Annotated in this window: 18 protein-coding genes; 16 read left to right on the forward strand and 2 right to left on the reverse strand. The window is 48.8% G+C overall.

Translation table 11 applies throughout. The annotated features are described in order from the left end of the window. Positions 1-41 precede the first annotated feature (41 nt). The 5 genes from JNUCC32_RS09605 to JNUCC32_RS09625 all read left to right on the forward strand — a co-directional run bounded on the left by JNUCC32_RS09605 (position 42) and on the right by JNUCC32_RS09625 (position 7,024). Positions 42-1,586, forward strand: a complete 1,545-nt coding sequence (locus JNUCC32_RS09605) for a response regulator (protein WP_192571807.1) — start codon at positions 42-44, stop codon at positions 1,584-1,586. A 41-nt stretch (positions 1,587-1,627) separates the two neighbouring features. Continuing rightward, on the forward strand, positions 1,628-3,409 hold the full coding sequence (locus JNUCC32_RS09610) for a sensor histidine kinase (RefSeq protein WP_192571808.1): 1,782 nt from the start codon (positions 1,628-1,630) through the stop codon (positions 3,407-3,409). A gap of 281 nt (positions 3,410-3,690) precedes the next feature. Then, on the forward strand, positions 3,691-4,593 hold the full coding sequence (locus JNUCC32_RS09615; protein ID WP_228468989.1) for an ABC transporter permease: 903 nt from the start codon (positions 3,691-3,693) through the stop codon (positions 4,591-4,593). Continuing rightward, positions 4,587-5,447 carry a carbohydrate ABC transporter permease gene (locus JNUCC32_RS09620; RefSeq protein WP_096773818.1) on the forward strand — a complete coding sequence of 287 codons (861 nt, stop codon included), beginning with the start codon at positions 4,587-4,589 and terminating at the stop codon, positions 5,445-5,447. The genes JNUCC32_RS09615 and JNUCC32_RS09620 overlap by 7 nt, the downstream gene beginning before the upstream one ends. A 32-nt stretch (positions 5,448-5,479) precedes the next feature. Continuing rightward, on the forward strand, positions 5,480-7,024 hold the full coding sequence (locus JNUCC32_RS09625; RefSeq protein ID WP_192571810.1) for an extracellular solute-binding protein: 1,545 nt from the start codon (positions 5,480-5,482) through the stop codon (positions 7,022-7,024). Between the two features lie 46 nt (positions 7,025-7,070). On the opposite strand, the gene JNUCC32_RS09630 is transcribed toward JNUCC32_RS09625, so the two are convergent. Beyond that, positions 7,071-7,868: an AraC family transcriptional regulator gene (locus JNUCC32_RS09630; protein ID WP_015735483.1), complete on the reverse strand. Its 798-nt coding sequence runs from the start codon at positions 7,866-7,868 to the stop codon at positions 7,071-7,073. A 121-nt stretch (positions 7,869-7,989) separates the two neighbouring features. Between JNUCC32_RS09630 and JNUCC32_RS09635 the strand changes: the two genes are divergently transcribed. The 8 genes from JNUCC32_RS09635 (at position 7,990) to JNUCC32_RS09670 (ending at position 18,787) form a co-directional block, all read left to right on the forward strand. After that, positions 7,990-8,793, forward strand: a complete 804-nt coding sequence (locus JNUCC32_RS09635; protein ID WP_192571811.1) for a phytanoyl-CoA dioxygenase family protein — start codon at positions 7,990-7,992, stop codon at positions 8,791-8,793. A gap of 298 nt (positions 8,794-9,091) precedes the next feature. Then, positions 9,092-9,868, forward strand: a complete 777-nt coding sequence (locus tag JNUCC32_RS09640) for a hypothetical protein (protein ID WP_096773815.1) — start codon at positions 9,092-9,094, stop codon at positions 9,866-9,868. Positions 9,869-10,386: 518 nt separating this feature from the next. Then, entirely contained in the window at positions 10,387-11,334 is a 948-nt protein-coding gene (locus JNUCC32_RS09645; RefSeq protein ID WP_096773814.1) for an ABC transporter permease, read from the forward strand. A 13-nt stretch (positions 11,335-11,347) separates the two neighbouring features. After that, positions 11,348-12,223, forward strand: a complete 876-nt coding sequence (locus tag JNUCC32_RS09650; RefSeq protein ID WP_015735479.1) for a carbohydrate ABC transporter permease — start codon at positions 11,348-11,350, stop codon at positions 12,221-12,223. A 158-nt stretch (positions 12,224-12,381) separates the two neighbouring features. Next, entirely contained in the window at positions 12,382-13,914 is a 1,533-nt protein-coding gene (locus JNUCC32_RS09655) for an extracellular solute-binding protein (protein WP_192571812.1), read from the forward strand. Positions 13,915-13,982: 68 nt separating this feature from the next. Next, positions 13,983-15,239 (forward strand): FAD-dependent oxidoreductase, encoded by a 1,257-nt coding sequence (locus tag JNUCC32_RS09660; RefSeq protein ID WP_192571813.1) that lies wholly within the window; start codon positions 13,983-13,985, stop codon positions 15,237-15,239. A gap of 25 nt (positions 15,240-15,264) precedes the next feature. After that, the gene (locus JNUCC32_RS09665) at positions 15,265-16,905 is read left to right on the forward strand and encodes a response regulator (protein WP_192571814.1); all 1,641 of its coding nucleotides are present in this window, start codon (positions 15,265-15,267) and stop codon (positions 16,903-16,905) included. Further along, the gene (locus JNUCC32_RS09670; RefSeq protein ID WP_192571815.1) at positions 16,898-18,787 is read left to right on the forward strand and encodes a sensor histidine kinase; all 1,890 of its coding nucleotides are present in this window, start codon (positions 16,898-16,900) and stop codon (positions 18,785-18,787) included. Before JNUCC32_RS09665 ends, JNUCC32_RS09670 begins: the two co-directional genes overlap by 8 nt. Before the next feature lie 255 nt (positions 18,788-19,042). On the opposite strand, the gene JNUCC32_RS09675 is transcribed toward JNUCC32_RS09670, so the two are convergent. Continuing rightward, positions 19,043-19,651, reverse strand: a complete 609-nt coding sequence (locus tag JNUCC32_RS09675) for a TetR family transcriptional regulator C-terminal domain-containing protein (protein WP_192571816.1) — start codon at positions 19,649-19,651, stop codon at positions 19,043-19,045. Positions 19,652-20,654: 1,003 nt separating this feature from the next. Between JNUCC32_RS09675 and JNUCC32_RS09680 the strand changes: the two genes are divergently transcribed. The 3 genes from JNUCC32_RS09680 (at position 20,655) to JNUCC32_RS09690 (ending at position 25,118) form a co-directional block, all read left to right on the forward strand. Then, positions 20,655-22,964, forward strand: coding sequence for a helix-turn-helix domain-containing protein (locus JNUCC32_RS09680; protein WP_192571817.1), 2,310 nt, complete (start codon positions 20,655-20,657; stop codon positions 22,962-22,964). Between the two features lie 267 nt (positions 22,965-23,231). Beyond that, positions 23,232-24,188: an ABC transporter permease gene (locus JNUCC32_RS09685; RefSeq protein WP_192571818.1), complete on the forward strand. Its 957-nt coding sequence runs from the start codon at positions 23,232-23,234 to the stop codon at positions 24,186-24,188. A 33-nt stretch (positions 24,189-24,221) separates the two neighbouring features. After that, entirely contained in the window at positions 24,222-25,118 is an 897-nt protein-coding gene (locus JNUCC32_RS09690) for a carbohydrate ABC transporter permease (RefSeq protein ID WP_192572641.1), read from the forward strand. Position 25,119: the final 1 nt, after the last annotated feature.

The raw sequence follows: 25,119 nt of genomic DNA on the forward strand, positions 1-25,119 counted from the left end.
ATGATAGCGCTTACATTTTGAGACGTAAAGGAGAGGATATCATGGTCATAAAGCCGCTTGGCGTATTGATCGTTGAAGATGAAATTCCTCTGCGGCAAGAGCTTCGGCTATTTCCATGGGAGGCGTGCGGAGCCGAATGGATAGGGGAAGCGAGCAACGGCTCGGAAGCGATGCAGCTATGTGCTGAACGCACGCCAGATGTCGTGATAACGGATATTACGATGCCGGTTATGGACGGCATTGCTCTCATTCGGGAACTCCGGAAGCGGCACCCGCACGTTCAGATCATATTGTTAACCTGTCACAGCGATTTTCATTACGTACAAGAAGCGCTCCGTCTTGGAGCGCTTGAATATATTTTGAAGGTGTCATTGGAGGAAGAAGAGCTTAAGCAGGCGATGGACAAAGTGAGAGCTGCGGTCGTCAAGGAGCGCATGGTGCAGGAGCATGCGAGAAGGGAACAGAGGCAGCTGCAAGCCGCCTTATTCGGCAAGCTGCTTCATGGGCAAGAGCCAGCCGGCTCCGATTGGCAATCGATGACGTTAAGCGTAGATCGTCCGATTCGGCTGGTACGACTTCAGCTAGACATTCCTCCATTAGCCTATCTACCCGTGAAGGAAACGGTTCGGCAGAGACTGACCGAGCAGGAAAAAAGGGATCCAACTTGGCTGACTTGGCTGACGGTACGGGAGCGGGAATATTTTGTTCTGCTTGAAGGCAGAACTTCTGCCAATGCTGTTCTTGAGTCACTCCGCACGGTCGTTCAGCATTTGACGGAGCTGTTGAATAGGGAAGAGACCAAGCAGGGACGGTGGGCGACAGTATGTGCCTTATTTAGCAAACCGGTCGCATCGAAGGAAGAAATTGCATCGGCGCTCGCCTATTCGAACGAGTGGAAAGATGCGCTGTTTTACGACCGATGTCCCGAGGAAAGCGCTGTGTACGCGCAGCATTCGCTGCCTCTATCGGATCTGACGGAAAAGAAAACGAAGGAATTAAACGAGATGCTGAGAAAAGCATCATTGTCTCTTGCGAGCTTGAAGGAATGCTTGCTTGGCGAGTTCAGGGATTGGTGCATCGCTGAGCGAGTGAAGCCAAGTCAACTGAAGGAACGGATACTCCATTGGCAGGTTGACTGGCACAGGCAGCAAGAGGGCGCTGAGCTAAGCGCAGTCCGTATGGGGCTATTAATGGACGCAGGAACGTTAGCCGAGATGATTACCAATATTGTTCAGGTTATGGAAGCTGTCGAGCTAGGGAAGTCGCGTTCGCGCTTTGAGATTCGGTTGGCCGTGCAATGGATCAAAGACCATCTCAAGGAGCCGATCTCACTGCCCGTTATTGCAGAGCAGGTAGGATTGAGCCCACACTATATCAGCAAATTGTTTCGCGAGGAAACGGGGAGTACGGTCAATCAGTATATTACCCGTCTTCGTATGGAGAAGGCGATTGAGCTTCTTAGGCATTCGAATAAGAAGGTATATGAGATCGCGGAAGAGGTCGGCATTCCGAGCTACCGCTATTTTACCGTTACGTTTCGAAATTGGACCGGGGTATCGCCGACGGACTATAAACGGAATGGCTGAAAGCACAGGTGAGAGAGAACGAGCGCGAAGGAAGGGTGGAAATGAGGAAACTGTTTCATTGGTATGCCAGCCTTGGTCTCGCTTCCAAGCAGTTTATTTATTTGTTCATCGTGACGCTGCTGCTCGTTCAAGTGCTTGCATGGCGAAACCTCCACGAGGCGGAAAGTGTGCTTCAGAATCAAGTCATTCGCGATGCCATGCTGCTCGTCAGCCGGACGAATCAATATATCGATGCAAGTTTGGATAATGTGGAAAATATGCTGCTGCTACTCTCGACCCGCGCCGATTTGCTGGAGGAAGGGAATGAGGAGGCAGCCGTCGAGACGCTTCGCAAGTTCGCTGGGATTAACAATTCCATTGCCAGAACTTTGTACATGATTCGAGCTGACGGCCAAGTATTTGCAAGCTCGCAGGTCGTTTATGACATCATCGGCAATCCAAAGCTGAACCAGCTCTATGAGCTAGCGCTGATTAACTATGGGGCTATTAACGTGAGCGAACCTTATGATTCGCCGATGTCGGGGCGAACGCTTGCTTACGTATTGCCTATTGCGGATGCAGACAATAAGGTGAAGGGTGTCGTTGTCGCCGAACTTAATCTCGATTTGCTCACAGAGCGTATTGCGCCGATGATCTATCAATCTTATATACTGTTCACGAAGGAAGGCAGCGTCATTAATCGGCTGGATTCCCGCGATAAACTGCTCCCCTTCCAATCGGCCTCGTATCCGCCGAAGCTGGAGGAGAGCTTTCGAGGGCAGCTCGCCTTGCTCAAAGTCGGCGTCAGCGGCATAGAAGGGGATTCCTTGAATCCGCTCGTTGCCGTGAAGTCGACCAAAAACCGTCTAGGCTGGTCGCTTGCGGCGTTCATCGAAGAGGATTATTTCTATCAGGACCTGCAGAAGCTGAACAGCAACTACCGGACCGCGAGTATCGTATGGATCATTATGCTACTGATCAGCGCGTATCTGCTCAGCCGATCGTTCACGCATCCGATTCGCCGATTTGTCGAGAAGATGGACCGTCTTAACAACTTTCAGGTCGTGGCGAAGCTGCCTGTCACGAGAATGGACGAAATCGGCAGGCTAACGCAGAGCTATAACGCTATGCTCGAGAGGATTCAGAGCCTGCTCCAGAAGACGAAACATGCGGAGGAGCAGAAGAAGGAATACGAGCTGAAGATGCTGCGAAGCCAGATTGCGCCCCATTTTCTGTATAATACCCTTGCCTGCATAAGCAGCTTGGCAAAGCAGCAGCGTATCGACGAGCTGCGCGATACGATTCGTTCACTGGTCAAGCTGTTAAGCTTCAGCTTCGACAAGCAATCGGAATACGTATCGCTTGAGGAGGAGCTGGAAGGGCTGCGAATGTACATGCATATTCAGCAGGTGCGCTTTGGGGAACAATATCAGTTTATGATTGATATCAATCCTGACCTTTTGCAGTATCGCATACTTAAGCTTACGCTGCAGCCGCTTGTAGAAAATGCACTCTTTCATGGATTAACGCCGAATCACGGCGGGCTTATCGTCGTGAAAGGCGGGCTGAGGAAGGGTGTTCTGAGACTCTATGTGCGCGATAACGGAATAGGCATCAGGCGGGAGAAGCGAAGCAGGCTGCTGTTGGAAAATCAGGACGGTGGGCAGGGCTCCATGTACCGGTTTACGGGCATCGGGCTGCGGAACGTGCATGAGCGAATTCGGATCCATCACGGCGGGACGTACGGCTTGCGGATCGGAAGCGCGGAAGGGGCAGGAACTGTGGTCCGCGTCGATATGCCCGTCCTGACGGAAAGCGACGAACGATTAGGTATTTGGCGTTAACCAAAAACGATACCAAGGCTGTCACGTGGTTTCTTCAGGCCATTCGTGACAGCCTTTACTCATTTATCGTTGAAATTGATGCAGATGGATCCATACTCGATGTTAATGATGATGAAGGAAATGCTTACATTTTTTACGTTTTTGTGTATATCGAGGAGACGTCAGGACCTTTATACTTACCTTATTGGAAGCGCATTCAACTAGGGAGGGATACGATGGAAACCAACCATAGCCTAACGCCAGCCCCTCGGATACGGTTTTCTCTGCGGACAAGGCTGCTCATGATTTTAAAGTTAGCATGGCGGTTTAAAGCCTTTTACATCATGCTGCTGCCCGGCATTATTTATTTTGTCATATTTCGGTACTTCCCGATGTACGGAGTCATTATCGCTTTCAAAGATTTTGCAATCCTGGACGGCATAACGGGCAGCTCGTGGGTTGATCCGTGGTATAAGCATTTTCAGAGCTTTTACGAGTCGCCTTATTTCAGCCAGCTGCTGACCAATACGCTGTTGATCAGCCTCTACAAGCTGTTATGGGGGACGCTGCCGCCGATCATGCTGGCCGTACTGCTGAACGAATGCCGCATTCGCTGGCTGAAGTCGATTGTACAAACGCTGACCTACATGCCGCACTTCTTGTCTTGGGTCATTATTTTCGGCATTCTTTTGACGCTCTTCTCCCAGAACGGCGGTCTCATCAACCGCTGGATTGTGGAAGCGGGGGGAAGCTCGATCCCGTTTCTGACCTCGACGGAATATTTCCGCAGCATACTGGTTGGATCGGAGGTATGGCAAAATCTCGGCTGGGGTGCGATTATCTATTTGGCCGCGATGGCGGGCATCGATCCGACGCTTTACGAGGCGGCGAAGGTGGATGGTGCGAGCCGAATGCGAATGATTTGGCATATTACGCTTCCTGGCATTAGAAGCATTATCGTCCTGCTGTTCGTTCTGAAGCTTGGCCATCTGCTTGATGCAGGCTTTGATCAAATTTACATTCTGTACAATATTCAAGTATACCCGGTTGCGGACATCATCGACACATGGGTTTACCGAACCGGTCTGCAGCAGCTTAATTTCAGTTTGGCGTCGGCAGTCGGATTGTTCAAATCGGTCATCGGACTTATCCTTGTGCTAGGAGCTAACCGTGTGGCGAAGAAATGGGGTGAGGGCATATGGTAAGGGGCCTCGATGATAAAATTTTCAACGCAATTATATACGTCATTCTCGGAATATGCGGACTTGTCGCCATTCTGCCGATCCTTTATGTCGTATCCGTATCCATCACTCCGTTCGGAGAAGTGCTGCGTAACGGCGGATTCATATTGTTCCCGAAGGAAATTACGTTTTCCGCTTACCGCACGCTGCTGACGGAGTCCAATATTCCGAAGGCGTTCCAAATAACCGTTCTCATTACGGTGATCGGAACAGCGGTCAATCTCGTCTTGACGGCACTGATGGCGTACCCGCTTAGTCGCCGGAATTTGCCGGGAAGAAACTTTTTTCTTCTCATGATCGTGTTCACCTTGTTGTTCAGCGGAGGGCTTATTCCGACCTATCTGGTCGTTAAGTCGATGGGGCTGCTCGATTCTATCTGGTCGATGATTTTGCCGAATGCAATCTGGAGCTTTAACGTTCTTATTATGAAAAGCTTTTTTGAAGGGCTGCCGGAGGAGCTGTTCGAGTCGGCCCGAATGGATGGAGCCAAAGAGTTCCGCATCCTGCTGCAAATCGTTACGCCGCTTTCCGTTCCTGTCTTGTTGACGGTTGGATTGTTTTACCTGGTCGGCCATTGGAACGAGTTTTTTCAAGCGATTTTTTATGTGACCGATCGCACGCTGTATCCGCTGCAGGTCGTCGTCCGGGAGATTCTGATGCAAAGCCAACAGCCGCTGGAGAACGCGGAAAATATGATGCCGACGCAGACGATGCAAATGGCATCCGTCATGATTGCGAGCTTGCCGGTCATCGTGATCTATCCGTTTCTTCAAAAGCATTTTACAAAAGGGATGCTGCTTGGTTCGATTAAAGGTTAACCGATGAAACCATTCAGAGAGGGGTTAAGATCATGAAGAAATTAGGGACTTTGCTCGTAGCCGTTTCATTAGCGGGGGCCATGCTTACGGCGTGTTCGGGTGGGAACAGCAGCGATAATCCGGGAAATCCTTCGGGCGCTACCGCCAAGCCCGGAACGGAAACGACGGAGCAGTCTAGCGGCAAACCGGTTAAGCTCGACATTATCGAGACGGGGAACAATCTTCCGTCACCCGATAAAGACATCATTAAGCAGGAATTGGATAAGGCGCTGAATATCGACCTGAACCTGACGGTATATCCAGCAGCGGACGATTACAACAATCAACTAAACGTTCGGATGTCCTCGGGGAACTTTCCCGACTTGTTCATGGTCGACCGGCAGCAGTTAATTCAATTTTCCAAGCAAGGGCTGCTGCTCGATCTGACGCCGTATATGGATAAATTGGAGCAAACGGTGGCGTTCATCGGGGAGGACAGCGTCAAGAAGGGGATGGTCGACGGGAAAGTATATGGCATCTCCAAATCTCCGCAAATCCCATACAATACCTTATGGATCCGCAAGGATTGGCTCGACAAGCTGAAGCTGGAAGTGCCGACGACCGTGGAACAGTTGGCTTCCGTAGCGGATGCGTTCACTAAGAACGATCCGGATGGAAATGGCAAGCCGGATACCTTTGGTCTAACGGGCAGCAAGCTGAGTGCATTCTCGACCGTTTTCGGAGCCTTCGGCGTCGGAATGCCAGGCAATTTCTACCATAAGGACGGCAAAGTCGTCAATGCGCTTCATGAGCCGGCAATGAAAGATGCTTTGGCCTTTATTAAGGACATGATTGGTTCCGGATCGGTTGATCCGGAGCTGCTGGCCAACAGCGGTTTGCAGCATCAGGAGAAGGCGATCAAAGGGCAGGCGGGCATCGTCTATATCGATTGGCCGAACATGACGAAGGAGCAGTTCGTGGAACAGATCAAAACCGTTAATCCGAATGCGGAATGGCTGCAAATCGCCGCTCCTTCGGGTACAGGAGGACAATTCGACGGTTCGTGGGATATCGGCGCGGCGCCTGGGAGATATGCCATTCCGAAAGCGCTTGAGAAAGACCCGGAGAAACTGCAGCGGGTGTTCGATCTGCTCAACTATATTTCGAATCCGGACGGAGGCTCGCTGCTCGTGCAGTTCGGGGTGAAGGATACGCACTTCACACTTGAGGACGGCAAGCCGATGATGACGGACAAGGCGGGCGAAGTCGGCCATTCTTGGCTGTACCAATTCACCGGCAGACCGGAAATGGAGTATTTGCAAGCGAAGTTCGCCGCACAATCGGCTGCAATCGAATTCGCGAACGATCAACCCCGTATTGAAGCGTTGAACGGATTTGTTGACAATCCGGAGGGGTATAACCCTGCCGATGCGAATCGGTACATGGAAGAGGAGATCGCGAAGTTTATTTACGATAAACGTCCATTGACCGAATACGATGACTTTATCAAGACGCTGGAAACGTCCATGAACTACAAAGCGTTAGTGGACAGCGCCATGGAACAGCTCAAGGCGCTCGGTTACGGTGTGACTAAATAACGGGAACGAAAGGCCGACCTCATTCGATGCAGGTCGGCCTGTTCAATTATACGCTATGCGTTTTTCGGTACGACGAAGGATTGACGCCGCACAGTTTTTTGAAGCTTTTGCTTAAATGATGTTCGTCGGTAAATCCGCAATGCTCGGCGATCTGGGCAAGGGTAAGCGAAGAGTATACAAGGAGTTGCTTCACCTTGTCCATTCTAAGATTAGTCGCGTAGGCGCTTGGCGTTATGCGGAACTCGCGTGTAAACAGTCTTGTCAGCTGCACCTGGGTTAGACCAAGTTCCACAGCGATCGACTTCAACGATAGGCCGAATTCTGCTTGCTGCTGAAGCAAATGCAGGGCTCTCCCAAGGGTCGGATCCTCGCTGAACAAGGTCATCGTATGCTGCTCGGATTGCTCGATCTGAAGCAAATAGAGCAGATCCCTGAGAAGATGTTTCTTGTACGTATGACCAATCCCTGCATGCAAGTATTGGGCTTCGCGAAATTGAGAGAGGGTGGATTGGAAGCGTTTGTGGTTCAATAGCCGAAGCTTGCCGAAAGTCGGGAAATCCGCCGCACGCGGCGGCCCCTCTAGGGAATTGATCCATTGAAACCCCATGAGATGGAATGATAAGCCGTCCGTTTGCCGGTAGAAGGTTAGATCGGGCGGGCATAATACGATGTCATCCTTGACCGCCCTTCCGCTTTGGCTGCCCATTCTGTAATTAAAAGCGCCTTCTTCGACGATGAACAACGCCCAATGATCATATGTATCATGCGTTTTCTGAAATTGAGGGGTATCCTTCACGTAGACATGGTATTGCAAATCGGGATCCAGAAATCCGCTGAACTCCATTGCATGACAACACCCTTTCGTAATATTGAAATTATTTACAAGGGAAATCGATTTTTCTTACATTATAACATGATGGATCGCCAAATATAATTAAATTAAATACAAGTAGGAGGTATAAAGGATGAAGACAGCCCATTTGGAAATACCGAAATTAATGGAGCAATTTCATGAACAGGGGTATTTGGTTATACCAGATATTTTGTCGCAGGAAGAGGTAAGCCGGCTGAATGCCGCGATCGACGAAATTGTCTCGATTGAACCGGAAGCGCTTTCGCACAATATTTATAACAGCGTAGAACGCCATGCCGAGATTGCTGCATTAATCGATCAGCCTGCCATTCTTCCGTTAATCGTTAATTTGCTTGGCCACAACATCCAGCTTCATATCTCCCACCTCACGATCAGGCAACCGAATCCAAGCGAAACCCAAACGGACACGCACAGCTTTATCGATTGGCATCAAGACGGTCCGCATCCGCAGTTTCCTGTCATTAACGGCTTGACGGCAACCTATTATATTAAGGTTTGTTATATTTTGAGCGATATGTCGGAGCCGGATCGCGGCAATACGAAAGTGATTCCGGGCAGTCACAAGCAGCCGTACAATCCGAATCACAAGGATGTGCGCCAGCAGCTTGACGGAGAGGTACAAGTGTGCGGAAAACCAGGTGACGTCTTCGTGTTCGCCCAAAACTTGTGGCATGCTGGCTCGCCGAATCGCTCCACATTCACAAGAAGGCAGCTGTTCCTGGGCTACAGCCCGATCTGGATGCGTCCTATTGACTATCACTCGGCGTCTGTGAGTCTGCTGAAGGACGCCGATCCGATACGCCGCCAGCTGCTTGGACAGATCAGCGACAACAAATTCAATTATTACGTCCCAGAGGAATCGATGGTGCCTCTCAAATCCATGCTGATCAAATGAAGAATGTCAGGGTTTGTTATGTTGATACCACGGTGCCCTGACGATAGTTCAAACGCACCAGGAAGCAGCTTGCCGCCGGCAGCAGCTTCAAAGTCCATTAAATATAGGGCAGGATAGATTGAGATCATTTGCGGTGAACCGTAATTACAAATCATGGCAAGTTTTTTTCGATTGACGGCAATAAGAATACGTGATACCTTGATGGCAGGATAATAAAGGCAATGCAACCTTCGGGTTCAACCTCGCTGAAAAGTGGGTTGGACCCTTTTTGCATTCCAAAACTAGGGGAGGGTTCGTAATGTTGAGAACGGAATTGCTGTTACAGCGGCTGGGCGAGATCGGCAAGTCGCTCGAACGCAAGGGGGGAGCTCTTTTATTATTAGGTGTTGGTTCCGTTGGGGTCGAAACTGAACGGTTGGATGAATATTCGGATTTAGATTTCTTTGTCATTGTAGAGCCAAGGGAGAAAAACCGATATATAGACCGGTTGGATTGGCTCGAGGACGTACACCCTCTTGCCTATGCGTTTAAGAATTCGGATGTTGGCTACAAAGTATTGTTCGAGGATGGTATTTTCGGGGAATATGCTGTATTCGAGGAGTGGGAGCTGGCGAATGCGACCTATACGGAAGGCAGAGTCATATGGAAGAACCCCCTGTATTCCAATACGGCCATCGCCAAACCTTCCAACCCGGTCCCCAACCTAAAGGTGGATTCCTTGGACTTTCCTTTGAATGAAGCGTTAACCAATCTTTACGTGGGGCTCGGTCGCTATGCAAGGGGAGAGCGTCTCTCCGCGACAAGGTTTGTTCAAGGTTACGCAGTGGATCGGATTCTATCCGTGCTCCATCTGCTGGAGCAAGAGGTGGACTACTTTCCCGATCCGTTCGGCAATGAGAGGCGGCTAGAGAGGAGATACCCGCGTTTTGCTGGAATCATAGGAGATATGATACAGGGATACGATCATGTTCCAGAATCGGCACTTCGAATTTTAAATTTCATAGAAGAGGTGTATCCAGTCAATCGAAAGTTAAGCGATGAGATACGGCGATTGGCTAACCTGACTTGCCGATAGAATTCTGTCGAGGGACAAGAATTGGGGCAATTGCTGTAAGGGACAAATTGCTGACCAATTCTTTGAAGGTACACTAGAAAAATGACCCTATTGCTTTGTGCAATCAGGGTCATTTTTACAAGATTAATGAGTGGCGAACCGAACCTCCATTATGCTGCGCTCCTGACGGACATATCCAGATTTATATTGATCATGCCGGCATCCCAACATGCGTCTGTTTTGGTCGAATGTGCGTTTATGACCGTCTGGCGAACGAGCTTATAGACGCTGCTGCAATACCTATTTAGTAATGTGGATCCCCTGAGCGGGCAATCGTTTACGGGGGGCGATAGGATTTAAAGGACTTTAAGCGCTATCTAAAATTTTTGGCAAAGCAGCACACTACAGGGCCCCGCCATGTCCCAAGCCCATTCGCAAACTGTGTTGGAAAAGACCAGAAATAAAAGGATCGACCTCTACTCCCTCTGGGCTGCCTCCCCTACAATAAGAGACAAGACAGAGAAAAGTAGGTGGAGATCGTGAGCAAACGCAGCGGAAGAGAAGGCACTCTCCTGTACGCCGGCGGACGGCGTTGGAAGCTGATTAGAGGCAACTTGGATATGTATTTGCTGCTTATACCGGGCCTTGTGTTCTTGTTATTGTTCAAATACACGCCGATGTACGGCATCGTAATCGCCTTCCAGGATTTCAACATCTTCGGCGGCATATCCGGCAGCGAGTGGGTAGGGATGGCGCAGTTCGAGAGGTTGCTGCAATCGGATGAATTTCTGCAAGTATTAGTAAATACGCTGCTCATCAGCTTGTACAAAATAACGATTTTATTCCCGATTCCGATCGTCATCGCGCTTATGCTAAATGAAGTGAGGCGCATGTTCTTCAAGCGGACGATCCAGACGATCATTTATTTGCCGCATTTCCTTTCCTGGGTCATTATCTCGGGGTTGTTCCTTAACATTCTGTCACCTACCGGCGGTATCGTGAACGAAATCATCCGTTCGTTCGGCGGAGAGCCGATCTCGTTTTTTACCGACAACAGCCTGTTCCGCAGCTTGGTTGTCTTCACGGCCGGGTGGAAGGAAATCGGCTGGAACGCTATCGTGTTTATCGCCGCGATTGCGGGTATCGAGCAGGAGCAATACGAAGCCGCAGCCATCGACGGGGCGGGGCGGATCAGACAGATGTGGTCGATCTCGCTTCCGGGCATGCTGCCTACCATCGTGTTGATGTTCATCCTGCGGATCGGCAGCCTGCTGGAGGCGGGGACGGAACAAATTTTGACCATGTATAATCCGCTCGTGTACGAGACCGGGGACGTCATCGGCACCTATGTATACCGGATGGGACTCGGCCAGCAGGATTACAGCTTCAGTACGGCGGTTGGCCTATTCAACTCAGCGGTCGGATTCCTGCTTATCGTCATCGGCAACATGCTCAGCCGCAAATTCCTGAATCGCAGCATCTGGTAAAGGAGGAACGACCATGTATAGGAAAACTGTCAAAGATTTCATGCTCGATGGCTCTATCTACGTTCTGCTCATCGCAATGGGGCTTATTACACTGCTTCCGTTTGTAAACGTATTTTCCAAGTCGATCAGTGAAGAGTGGGCCATCTTGTCGGGCCAAGTCGGAATTTTCCCGGTCGGCTTTCAGCTCGAAACGATGAAATTCGTCGTCACGAACAGCCAGTTTCTAAACTCGCTCTGGATATCGGTGCTGATTACAGTCATCGGTACCCTCGCATCGCTGCTCATTACGGCGCTGACCGCTTATCCGCTCTCGAAGCGCGAACTGCCGGGGATGGGCATCATCATCATTTTGTTCATCTTCACGATGATGTTTAACGGGGGCATCATCCCCAACTATCTGCTCATCCGCGAGTTGGGCCTCATTAACCATCTAGGCTCACTCATTTTGCCGGCGCTCATCAGCGTGTTCAACATGCTGGTCATCAAGAGCTACTTTGAAAGCTTGCCGGCCAGCCTGGAGGAATCCGCCAAAATCGAGGGCGCGAGCAATTTAACGGTTCTGTTCCGTATTATTTTGCCGCTAAGTGGTCCCGTGCTTGCGACGATTGGTCTGTTTTACGCCGTTTATTATTGGAATGACTACTTCAACCCGATGCTGTACATCAACAGCTCGTCGCTGAAGCCGTTGCAATTGTACCTACAGGACATCGTCATGAATGCCGATACATCTTCGGCGCTTGACAAGACGGCCGACGATCTCATGAACGTGCCTGCGGAAGGCGTCCGTTCAGCAACGGTCATCGCATCCACGATTCCGATTCTGCTCGTTTATCCGTTCCTGCAGAAATATTTTATCAAAGGCGTGCTCATCGGTTCCGTAAAAGGTTGATGACAGGCATGTAAAGCAGCTTTCCAAAGGCATTAACTTTTCCAGCAATGGAGATGAACGTCAGGGCATGACTTCAGGTACCGGAGAATCGCCCCTTCATCGGGACGTTGCGGGAAAATTAATGATATAGATTATATTAATTGCAGGAGGGTCTCATTATGAAAAAAGCATTCAAATGGATGTCTGTCATGGCCATGTCTGCGCTTCTGGCAATGACTATGGCTGCTTGTTCCGGCAACGGAACGAGCACAGGCAACGGAACGAACACGGACAACGAAGCGACGGCCAAACCGGATGCGGAAAAGCCAGCCTTAAAGCGACTGAACGTATGGCAGAACGAAGAATACAATGCATACCCGGTAGCCAAGCTGCTCGAAGAAAAAACGGGCTACAAAGTGCAATACGATATGCTGCCTCAAGACAAGTGGGCGGAGAAGCTGAACCTAATCATGTCCTCCGGCGAAGCGTATGACATCGTCACTTCCTATAACGACATGGCTTTATATTCGGATTATGCGCAAAAGGGTGCGCTTGTCGACCTGACGCCGCTTATCGACGAATTTGGCCCAAATATTAAGGCGGCTATAAAGCCCGAATCGATGGAAGCGCTTAAGGTAAATGGCAAGCTATACGCAATCCCGGTAACCGTTACGTATGATATCAACAGCTCCATACTCATCCGTACGGACTGGCTCGATAAGCTGGGTCTGTCCATGCCGACGACGACCGAAGAGCTGACAAACGTTCTCACGCAATTCAAGGAGAAGGACCCAGGCGGCAACGGCGACCGCAACGTACCACTTACGATCAAGGGTGACCAATCGATGATCGACAACCTCGTAGGCGCGTTCGGCATCGCCAATACTTGGAACGACGTAGACGGCAAGCTCGTGCCGCGTGTCATGGACCCGGCATTTAAGGATTATGTCGCTTACGTAGGCAACTTGTACGAGAAAGGATTGATCGACCGAGAATTCGTAGCCAACAAAGACGCTACAGCGAAGGAGAAATTCGCAAGCGGCGTAGCTGGCGCCATCGTTGTTCACTGGGCGGACATTCCGGCCATCTCGGATTCCCTTGCGAAGACCAAGCCGGAGGCCAAATTCGCTTTCGTGCCGGCGCTCAAGGGGCCTAACGGAGAAGCCGGCTTCGCGGCAAACGCCGGATTTGACCGTCTGACGTTCATTCCGAAAGCATCAAAGCATCCGGAAGATGCGATCAAATGGATCAATGCAAGCCTGGAGCCGGAAACGTTCAAAAATATGGCGATCGGCGTGGAAGGCACGCATTATAAAGTAGTAGACGGAGCATACGAGCCAATCCAGCCGATCTTCACCGACGAGCGCAACTTGGCGAATAACTACATGGCGGGAACGGATGAAGAAAACTATCCGCAATATTGGCAAGCGCGCGTTCGCAAAAACCCGGTAATGTTTGATGCGTTTAACTTCCTGAACAACGAGCAGCCAGCCGAAGTGAAAATCAAAAACGTTCTGGGTCTTGCTCCGTACATGCAGCAATATTCGAAGACGAATCAGCAATTGAGCACCATGGTTGGCGACTACACGGTCAAACTGATCGCCGGCGCGGAGTCCATCGATAGCCTTGCCGACTTTCAATCCAAGTTTATGTCAGCGGGCGGGGAAGCGGCTTCAAAGGAAATTAACGATTGGTACGCAACGACTAAATAAAAAACAGGATAAGCGGTGGTGATCCTTTGTTGCTCACACCGCTACTTCGATCTAAGGGAGAGATCATCATGAAACATGCAGTGTATTCGTTCGAACGTCAAGTGAAAACCCATGCCAAGGCCGACGTTGTCGTCATCGGAGGCGGACCTGCGGGGACGGCCGCTGCCATTGGCGCAGCCAGACGCGGCAAACAGGTGATCTTGCTGGAGAAGTCCGCTCAACTCGGGGGGATGGGGACGCTTGCCAACGTAAGCGTGTTTATGCCTGTCGGCAATGTGACCGGCATCTACCGCGAGATCATCAAGGAGATGCTGGCCGACTATCTGCCCGCAGGCCATGACGAATCGGTCGCGCCGCAATATTCGCCATTTTTGCTTCGCCAATACTTGAATGACAAAATGAAAAAGGAAGGGGTATCGGTCTACTTCCATTGTGAATTCGTGGGCACGATCCGCAGCGGCAGAGGGATCGGTTCGGTTATCGTTTCGACGCGCGAAGGCCTAAGGGCGATAGAAGGCGATGTCATCATCGATTGCACGGGCGATGCGCGAGTAGCCATCGATGCGGGTGTACCTTACCGCACGGGCCGCGAGACTGATGGACTCACGCAGCCGATGACACTTATGTTTACGATGCAGGATACGGGAAAGCCAGTAGAGAAGATACTTCCGGAAGGCTGTTATTATTACGAGGAGGTATCCGATCTGCCGCAGGGGCGCAGGTTATATTGGAAGCAGCGCGAAGACGGCGTTTTGCTCATTAATATGTCGCGCGTCAAGGCGAACGGAGCCGATATGGAGCAAGTCAATTACGCGGAGACCGAAGCGCTTAAGCAGGTGTTCTCGATCGCGCATTATTTGCAGAGAACGGGCTTCGAGACATACGCCATCGCACACATCGCACCGCAGACAGGTGTTAGGGAGACCAATCAAATTGAAGGGCTGTACACGTTGACCGAACAAGATGTTGTAAGCGGTACGCGTTTCCCGGATGTGGTCGCCCAAACAAATTACGAGATCGATATTCATAGCCCGGATGCGGGCAAGACAACCGACGAGCGCCGCGTAGACGGCTACGATATTCCGTATCGCACGATGGTGCCTGTTGGCGATATCGACAACCTGCTCGTTGCGGGCAGATCGATTTCCGCAACGCATGTCGCGATGTCTTCGATGCGCGTCCAAGCGACTTGTTATGCGCTGGGTCAAGCAGCAGGTATTGCGGCCGCGATCTCGCTCGAAGACGGCGTGCCCGTTCGCGAAGTAGACATTGACAAGGTCCAGGCCGAGCTTGCCAATCAAGACGCTAGACTGTTAGGCCGTTAAATTAGGAGAAGGGAGATGGCGGGCGATGTATCGATTGCTTATCGTGGATGACGAACCGGCGGTCCGAGCGGGCTTGCGCGCTTATTTCGATTGGGCCGCTTACGGAATTGAAGTGGCAGGCGAAGCGGATGATGGAGACGTGGCTCTTGAGATGATCGCCCGCGATCAGCCCGATCTTATACTAACGGATGTCCGAATGCCGAACATGGACGGTATTACGATGTCGCAGTGTATCTCGTCCGAATATCCGGCCATGAAGATCATATTCGTGAGCGGGCACGACGACGCCGATTATCTTAAATCAGCGATGAAGGTCAGCGCGGTCGACTATATATTTAAGCCGGTTAATTTGCAGGAGCTGAGTACGGTCATCAAGCGCGTCGTTGCCGATCTGGACGCGGAGAGCTCCGAACGGATTTATAAGCAGGAGCTGCTCGTTAAACTAAAGGAAGGTATGCCGCTCCTGCGTGAGAAGTTCCTGCTCTCCATGATCAGAGAGGGTGCGCCGAAGTCGGAATTGGCGGAGCGGGTGTCGTTTCTGGGATTGGACTTGCCCGTGAATGCTTCCTATTGGGTGATGGTCGTCTGCGTGGATGATCTTGCCGATGTGATGGCCAGCCGTTCCGAGCGCGACCGCCAGCTGCTGTGGTATTCGGTGCTGAACATTTACGAAGAGCTGCTGGATGCGCATCTGCGAGGGTATGCCTTCGAGCAACGTACCGGCGAATTTGTAGGCGTGCTGAAGGTGTCGGAGCCCGGCGGCGATTCGGTATCCGAAGCGGCGGAGGCACTGTTTGCGCTGGCCGGCGACCTTCGCTCCAATCTGGAACGCTGGCTCAAGATCGGCGTGACGATCGGCATTAGCGATATGGCAGGCGGCTTATCCGAACTGGCGCCAGCTTACAAGCAAGCTCGCGAAGCGGTCGATTACAAGTGGTACCTCGGCAAAAACCGTATCATCACTATGGACAGTCTGGAGAGCGCAGAGCCGGAGGAAGGCGCCATGCGGAAATACGATTACGAGCTCAATGAGAAGCTGATTTCCGCACTCAAGGCGGACGATGAGGACAAGATTAGCGAAGCCGTGGAGATGATTTTTGCCAGCTTGTCCTACACCCGCCCGGACGGCCTGAAGTACGGCCGCAATCTGTGCATGCAGCTTGTGCTCGCGATCGGACAGCTGCTCATGGAGCTTGGCGCGGGGGACCCCGAACTGGAAGTTATGGAGGGAGAGCTGACAGAGGCGTTGTACGCGAAGGAGACGTTAAAAGATATGCGGGGGCTGATCGAATCGTATCTGGCGACTGTTGGGGAACACATTCGGGAGAAGCGGACTGGCAGGGTGGCAAACGTCATTGAGCGAGTACGCGGGTATATCGATCAGAACTACGCCAACGGCGGGCTTACCGTAGCCGATATCGGCAAGGCGGTCTATTTGTCTTCCACGTACGTCAGTCTCCTGTTTAAGCAAGAGACGGGGCAGACGGTGGGCGAATATTTGACTAAAGTGCGCGTGGATAAGGCGAAGGAGCTGCTGCGCGATCCGCAGTACAAGTTTTATGATATTTGTTACGCGATCGGATATACCGACCCCAGTTACTTCTCAAAGCTGTTCAAAAAGGTAACGGGTGTTACACCTAGCGCATACCGGGGGTCTCATGCGTAGAGCCTGGGTCGCCGTAACCGGCTTGCTTTCGCCGCTGCTCCAGCCAGCGGCGATTCGCCGTTTCTCGATCCCCCGTTCTTGGTTAATCGCGTATCTGCTGCTCATTGTGCTTCCGGCGGGCATTTTCTTGTATGGTTATTACGCGCGTTCCGCGGATATTCTGAGGAGCGAGGTCATCCGGACGATGCAGCAAGCGCTAAAGCAGGCCGGGAGCAATCTCTCCTACCGGCTGGAGCGCATCGAGGATATTAGTGACGCTGCATTCATGAACGCAAACCTGCATTCGTACTTATCCATTAATTCGGATGATCAGTCCATCGGCACACAGATCAAGGTGATTGAGGATTTGCGGTATTTGGTCGAGACCGTACAGTCTAACTCCGACGTGTTTCATGTTCGGGTGTTCGTGGACAAATCTAAGCTGTATGCAGAAGAGAGAATCAATTTCTTTACGCTGGATAGCTTGATGGTTAGACCGTGGTTTCATTCCATCATCGATGGAAGCGGTGGGATCGTATGGACGGGTGTCTACGAGGAGTCGTATCTCGGCGGCTCCAATGAGACGATATTATCTGCTGCCCGAATGCTGCGGGATCCCGATAATTATGACAAAGTGTCCGGTGTGCTCATGATCGACGTCCGTCAAGACATCGTCTCCAATATTTTATCCGATCTTCAGTTCGCCCCGGGCACAGCAGTTTATCTTGTTGCTCAGGATGGCTCAATCGTTTATCATCCCGATGAGGCACTTATCGGCAAGGCGGTTGAACCTCACCTGCTGGATGCGCTGAACGAGGGGGCGGAAGGAACAAAGTTGCTTCTGCTGAACAATGAACAAAGCGACGTGCTGTATACGACGCTTGCGCCGACGGGCTGGAAGCTTGTCGCCCAGGGAACGGAATCCCAGCTGTCGCCCGCTACGCAGCGACAGACGAAGCAGTCAGAGTGGCGCTCGCTGATTGAATATGTCGCGTTGTTTCTGATCCTTCCGTTTGTCCTTCTGGCGATTATCGTGCGGGGGATGAACCGGCGAGTCAATCACGTGATCACCGTCATCCGAAAGGAAGGGAAGGAGGGCAAGGAAGCGATCGACGGTCTGCATGAGTTACCGGCGGTTAATGATGACTTCCATATGCTGGAGCGAAGCGTCGACCATCTGATCCTAAGGGTGCGTACGCTCGTCGAAGAAAACTACAGAGCTGAGATTCGCGAACGGGAAGCCCAGCTGTCAGCGTTGCAGGCGCAGATCAATCCGCACTTCCTTTACAACACGCTGGATACGATCAACTGGATTGCCATCGGTAAGGGTGCGACTGACATCAGTATGATGATCGACAGTCTCGCGAAGTATTTCCGTCTCAGTCTCAATAAAGGAAATACCATCGTAAGCGTTTCGGACGAGCTGAGGCTGGCAGAGGTGTATCTCGAAATTCAGCAGAGCCGATTTTTCGGCTCGTTCGATTTCAAGGTGGCTGCGGGGGATGAGTTGAAGGCATATCGCATGCCTAAGCTTATCTTGCAGCCGATCGTCGAGAACGCGTTGCTGCATGGCATACGCAAGGCGAAGGACCGGAAAGGGCTTATCGATATTACGGTGGAATTGGATCAAAGCGATCTCGTTTTCGTGATTTCGGACAACGGCATTGGCATGGACGAGGAGATGTCACGCAGACTGCTGACGGAGGAGCGAGTCAGCCCTGGTGATCACACGGGCAATGGAAGCTCCTACGGCTTGTTTAACGTGAACGAGCGGATAAAGCTGCACTCTGGTGAGGGGTATGGCTTGAGCGTCTCGTCGAAACTCTGTGCGGGTACCTCTGTCACCGTCCGGATGAAAGCAGAGTTTATGACCTCCCGAGAATCTGAAGAAAATAAAGCTTAGCTGCATGCGATAGGGGATCGGGGTTATCCTGGTATCGTCTACGAGCCGTAATCGCAGAAGACATTCGTTGAGTCAGCCTCATAGAAGGGTGGAGACACAGTATCGGAACCTGTTAAAAAGTCGCTATTATAGCGGCTTTTTTGTTATATCGATACAAGTTCATGTCTCGAGGACGAGAACTTACATCGATTGCCGCAAAGGAAAAGAACATGAGCTGACTATTGATTAGTTAAGTTTCTAGTTAAGTCTACATGCTCATTCATCCATAGCTTGCGAGCACAGCTCCTGAAGATGGCGGCTGACGATCTGCTCAATTGTCTCCGGCGTGTAGAGCTCAGGGCGGAGCAAAGCGAGTATCGTCAAGCCTTCGACAATCGCGGCCAATCTTAAAGTTTCAAGTTGAATGTCTACCGAAGGGAGGAGAAGCTTCGCTTCAACTAGGATTTCGAGGACGGCTTTTGTCAGGTAGTGGAGTCCGTCCGTGAGCTCGTCTTTTTTAGCTTGTAATGCCAGACTCGTGAGGGAGCGGATGGCGAAGACCCACCAGACGCCGCCGGCCGTTCGTTTTTCTGCATCCAAAGGGAGCAGTTGTAACAGAATTTCCCTCGCAGCCTTCATCGGAATAGGGCTTATTTCGAGGCGCTCTTCTGCTCTGGCAACTCCTCTTGTCAAATAATAATCCACGATAAATAGCAACAGCTCGTCCTGTGTTGAAAAATAATGACGCAATGCGCCGGGTGATAACCCTGCCGCAGCTGCAATGGCACGGATTGACGCGAATTCGATCCCTTTTTCTTTAATAATATTCCATGCTGATTCGGCGATCAGTTTTCTTTTTTGTTCGTGATCCACGACTTTCGGCAAGGCTAACGCCCCCTTGTTTTATTTAGCACAATGAATTAAAATAAATAACACACTGTGTTATTTAGAGTTTATTTAGTTATATCGCGTCGCAATTAACACGTCAATAGTACTGGACTTTGTTGTGATTGACGGGAGGGAAGCAATGCTAGAGCAAATCGATGGATTTTTTCGTATTCGTACCACCTGTTATCATTGCAGAAGAGAGTTTTATGTCATTGAGGGGACTCAAGTTTACGACCGTGTGAAACGAAATTTCAATGGAATGCATTGCTGCGAAGATTGCAAAAACAGGATTGAGCTTGAAGCACGATTGCAGTTAGGAAGACGACTGTTGACCGGCAGAGATTAGGTTGCAGGACAGAAGGGGCCATTCCTGAAATGTATGGGCACTCGTCATACTTGCATGTTACAGGCAGAATTCATACTCATAGGGAAGGAGCTTAGCTCCATAGGGTATTACATGCCCGGCAATGTCGAGGGACTAGAACATGGCCACATAGAAAGTCGCTAATTTAGCGGCTTTTTTGTTTTATCGGTACAAGTTCTTATCCCGAACAGCGGACGAGAACTTACACAGCGCCAATGACAATTACCGACAAGTTAAATAATATGCCGCGTTTATTATAGCGGCTCCTTGAGTGCGAAACGTCTGTAAACCGCACCGTAATGCGGTTTTTTAGAGGCTAGTCGTATTAGAAGTTATCCTGGCCGTGCACATCCGAGCACGAAGATTGTTCTTTACGCTCAATGTGTCATCTGCAAATGAAATTAGCTTATAGAGCTAGGCGAAAAGGTAGCATATTTAGCTTGTCAAACTTTTTTATCCTTTATAATATGTAAGTAGCACTTTGACTGAAGTGAGCATTCTTCAGCTGATGGTTTGAAAGCGCTCTCCTAAGTTATCCGGTTGACGAATGATCAGGTGTAATTAATTGAACGTATTTTTTACCAGATGGGTGCAACTGACATTAAAGACAGAATCAGATGGTTAAGGAGGACTGCGTTGGTTACATACAAATGGCGAATCAGGCGGTCGTTGTTCTGGAAAATTTCGGTTTCGTATCTCCTTGTGCTTGTTATCCCCATATTAATTAGCAGTTTTGTATATAAGACAGCTGTACAAGCGGTTAAAAAGGATGCGATGCAGCATAACTTACAGATGCTGGAGCAAACGAGATTAATTATGGATGCCCGCCTTAAGGAGATCGAAGGAATTGGTAGACAGATTGTCCTGGATTCTAAGATGAATTCACTTATGAACGCCAGAGACATTGAGGAGGGCTCTCCGAAACAATACCTTGTTTGGAAATCGGTTCATGATAGTCCAAATTTCCACCCGATCAACACGTTCGTTCTTAATCATTTCGTGTTTTTTCGCAATAATTCCGTGGTAATCTCATCAGATACGGCATTTCCAGATATAGAATGGTTTTGGAAGAGCTTGTTCAGGGACAATGCATCCCTAGACAAACAACAATTTCAACGTATGCTCTGGGAACAGTTTCATCAGTCGACATTCTTGACCGGCAGTCAAGTGACACTGGATAAGAAACAACATCAAGTACTCTATTATCTACATTCGTTTCCAGTGGATGCTATAAATAATCCTCTCGGTGTCGTTCTGATTTTGATTGACCAGTATCAAATCAATCAGTTATTAAGCAAGCTGGATATCGGGGAACGCGGATTGATATATATAAGTGATAATGAAGGCAATATCGTCACATCCGTTACAGGTAAACAGACGAAGATAGCTCCAGAGGAGCTAGAGGGTACATCGAACAAAGACGGTTTTTTCAAAACAGATCATGGGGACCAGTTATATATTTCACAAGTAGTTTCGAGTCTGAATGGCTGGAAATATGTATCGGCTGTGCCTGCTTCAATGGTACTTGCCAAAGTACACCACATTAAAAACGTTACTATGGCAGCAGCGCTCATAACAATCGTATTAGGTACTTTTCTTGCCTTCTTTCTAGGTTATCGTGATTGGAAGCCAATTAAGCAATTGCTTCAACAGTTGCGTGGGTGGATGGGGAGCGGAGAGGAAGGACATACCAATGAGTATAGTTATTTGAAAGACTCCATTTCCCAGTTGATTCAAAATCACCAGCAGCTAAATGAGAAGGTTCAGGAGCATATTCCGCTGCTTCAGCAAGCATTTTTCCGGAGACTTCTTTATGGCGAATTTATTAATGATAAAGAAATAGAAATTTTTCAAAGTAATATTGGCATGGAGTTATCGGACCGGAGTTTTTTCGTTTTGCTTTTACGCCTTGATGAAGGAAAAAGAAACACAAGCGAAGCCTCTCTAGAAGAAATACGCATGTTAAAGATTGTAATTAATAATGCTATTGAAGGTTACATGAAGCATTTAACGTATTTCCAATACGATATCGACGAATATAAATTTGCGCTTATAATCGAATATCATGACGAAGACAAAGAAAGGCAGAATGGGATCGAGGGAGTAATAAAGATTATGCAGAACATAACCAGTAGCCTAGATCATCTTTGTCAAATGAGATTGTCCTTTGCTTTCGGCAGAATTTATAAGGGAATACGCGATATAAGCATGTCTTTTTATGAAGCAAAGCAAGCCCTTGAGTACGTATTGAGTAAAAATCAAGAGCAAAGATTTGCCTGCTATGAGGACATTCCTCAAGAAAGCGATAAGTACTACTTTCCAATAGATCTGGAATTAAGATTGGTAAACAGTATTAAATCAGGGAATCAAACAGATGTCGAACAAGTATTAACACTTCTCTACAATGAAAATTTTGCAACCAGGAATTTATCCTTGCCTGATGCAGAACAGTTCCTTTATTTGATGATTGGCGCTGTATCTCGGGGAATAGATCAAACAAAAGATATGGCAATTCATGAACTGTACATCGAAATACAGCAAAGAAATGAAGTCATTGAAGAGCTATTTATTAAAATCGGGAAAGCATTCCTCCGTTATTGCGAAGCAATTCATTTCAATGATCAATGTGCGAAGACTGAATTGCGAAATCAAGTAAAGTCATTTATCCAGCAAAACTTTGTGCGCGATGATTTGACGCTAGCCATGGTCGCCGACGAATTCAGAATAACAGAAACAATGATGTACCATCTTATAAAGGACTATGTGGGGATGACATTTAGTGACTACATCGAAAGCTTGCGGATCACTCGAGCTTGCGAACTGCTTAGAAATCGAGAAGTTGCGATCAAGGAAGTTGCACTGATGGTCGGATACAGCAGCGATCGTTCTTTTCGAAGAGCATTTAAGCGAGTAATGGGAGTTTCACCGATGGCCTATTCCAGTTAACCAAGAATAAATGAGTTTAAACAGATGTCCGTTGCTCTGGTCTCAAAACCAGGCAAAGGTCATCTTTTTTTTGATATTAACGAGTTTTTGACATGGGTCCGCCCTTTACAAAATGTCCTCATCAGCATCGTTGTTGTCAATATTGCTTAACATCACCTTTTTAAAGAAATGTCCGCTCATTAAATGATGTCTGTTGTGTACATTAACTTTTCCATGATAGTTTGAATTACAGTTTCCTATGACGAGTGAAGGGAGGTGAACAAATTTATGAAAGCGAATACGGAATCAATCCTACACAAACCACCGATTAGAGTTAGAATGAGAACCGGCTTTAAAAGAATGCTGAATCACTGGCCATTGTATATTTTGATTTTACCGCCGATCATTTATATAGCTATCTTTAACTATGTTCCAATGTACGGTGTCCTTCTCGCCTTTAAACAATATCTGCCTTTGGAGGGCATCATCGGTAGTCCATGGGTGGGATTCAGTCACTTTGAACAATTCTTCAGTTCCCCGTCCAGCTGGAGAATAATAAAAAATACGATTCTTATCAGCATATACTCGCTAGTCGCTGGTTTTCCGCTACCGATCCTGCTGGCTGTAGCCCTGAATGAAGTTCGAATCAAGTGGTTTAAGAAAACGGTACAAATGTTAACTTATGCGCCGTATTTTATCTCCTCCGTCGTCCTGGTAGGGATCGTGATGCAAATATTGGATCCACGTATTGGCCTTATCAATCAATTCATTCAATTATTCGGCGGGGAATCGATTAATTTTATGGGTGATCCGCAATCGTTCAGATCGATTTACGTTTGGATGGGAATATGGCAAGGAACTGGGTATGGGGCCATCATTTACTTAGCGGCGCTTGCCGGAGTAAGCAAAGACTTACAGGAAGCTTGTATCATTGATGGTGCAAGCAAGATAAGACGGATATGGCATGTTGACTTGCCAAGCATCAGACCAACTATTGTGATCTTACTCGTACTAAACGTCGGTGGCATTATGAGTGTTGGATTTGAGACCATTTATTTAATGCAAAACAATCTGAATCTTTCTGTTTCTGAAATTATATCGACTTATGTATATAAAGTGGGACTCATCAACTCTAACTATGGATTTTCTACTGCAATTGGTTTATTCAACTCTGTAATTAATTTGATTTTACTTATCACCGCCAATTTTACAGCTAGAAAGTTAACGGATTCCGGGCTCTGGTAGGCGTGGAAATTGAAAAAAGTTCAGAGGAGTGGCATCGTGAGCAAATTGATTAAACCAACAGTTGGCGATCGAATTTTTGATGTATTTGTATATGCTGTACTATGTGCGGGGTTTATTATTGTGGCTTACCCACTCCTGTATGTTTTAAGTTCATCCTTTAGCGATCCACAGGCTGTTGTTTCTGGTAAGGTGTGGCTTTTTCCGGTAAAACCAACGCTGGAAGGCTATGCTGCCGTGTTCAAAAATTCGCAAATTGTAACCGGATTCATGAATTCATTATTCTATATGATTGTTGGTACGACAGTGAATATCGTTATGACTGTACTAGCGGCTTATCCACTATCTCGCAAAGAGTTACAAGGAAGAAGCGTAATAACACTTTATTTTGTCATTACAATGTTTATTTCAGGGGGATTAATCCCCAGTTACTTACTTGTTAAAAATCTGGGATTGTTAGATTCGCGCTGGGCATTGATTATCCCTGCCGCCATGTCCGTATGGAATGTAATCATAACACGAACGTTCTTCCAGGCAACCATTCCGCAAGAGCTTTATGAAGCAGCACAGCTAGACGGCGCGGGTGACTTCCGCTTCCTCGTCAGTATCGCAATCAAACTGTCAGCTCCGATCATTGCTGTCATGGCGCTTTATTATGGCGTAGGTCATTGGAACACGTACTTTAATGCACTCATTTATTTAAAATCGCCCGATTTATTTCCTTTGCAAATCATATTAAGGAGCATTCTGGTGGTGAATAATATCGATCCGACCATGGTGGTAGATTTTGAAGCGCTTCAGCGCAAGCAAGGTCTGGCCGATGTATTAAAATACTCTGTGATCGTTGTCGCTAGCGTTCCGGTTCTGCTCATTTACCCCTTTGTACAAAAATATTTTGTTAAGGGGGTCATGATTGGCTCGATTAAAGGCTAGG

It is taken from the genome of Paenibacillus sp. JNUCC32, assembly GCF_014863545.1.
In the GTDB taxonomy this organism is placed as follows: Bacteria; Bacillota; Bacilli; order Paenibacillales; family Paenibacillaceae; genus Paenibacillus_AQ; species Paenibacillus_AQ lautus_A.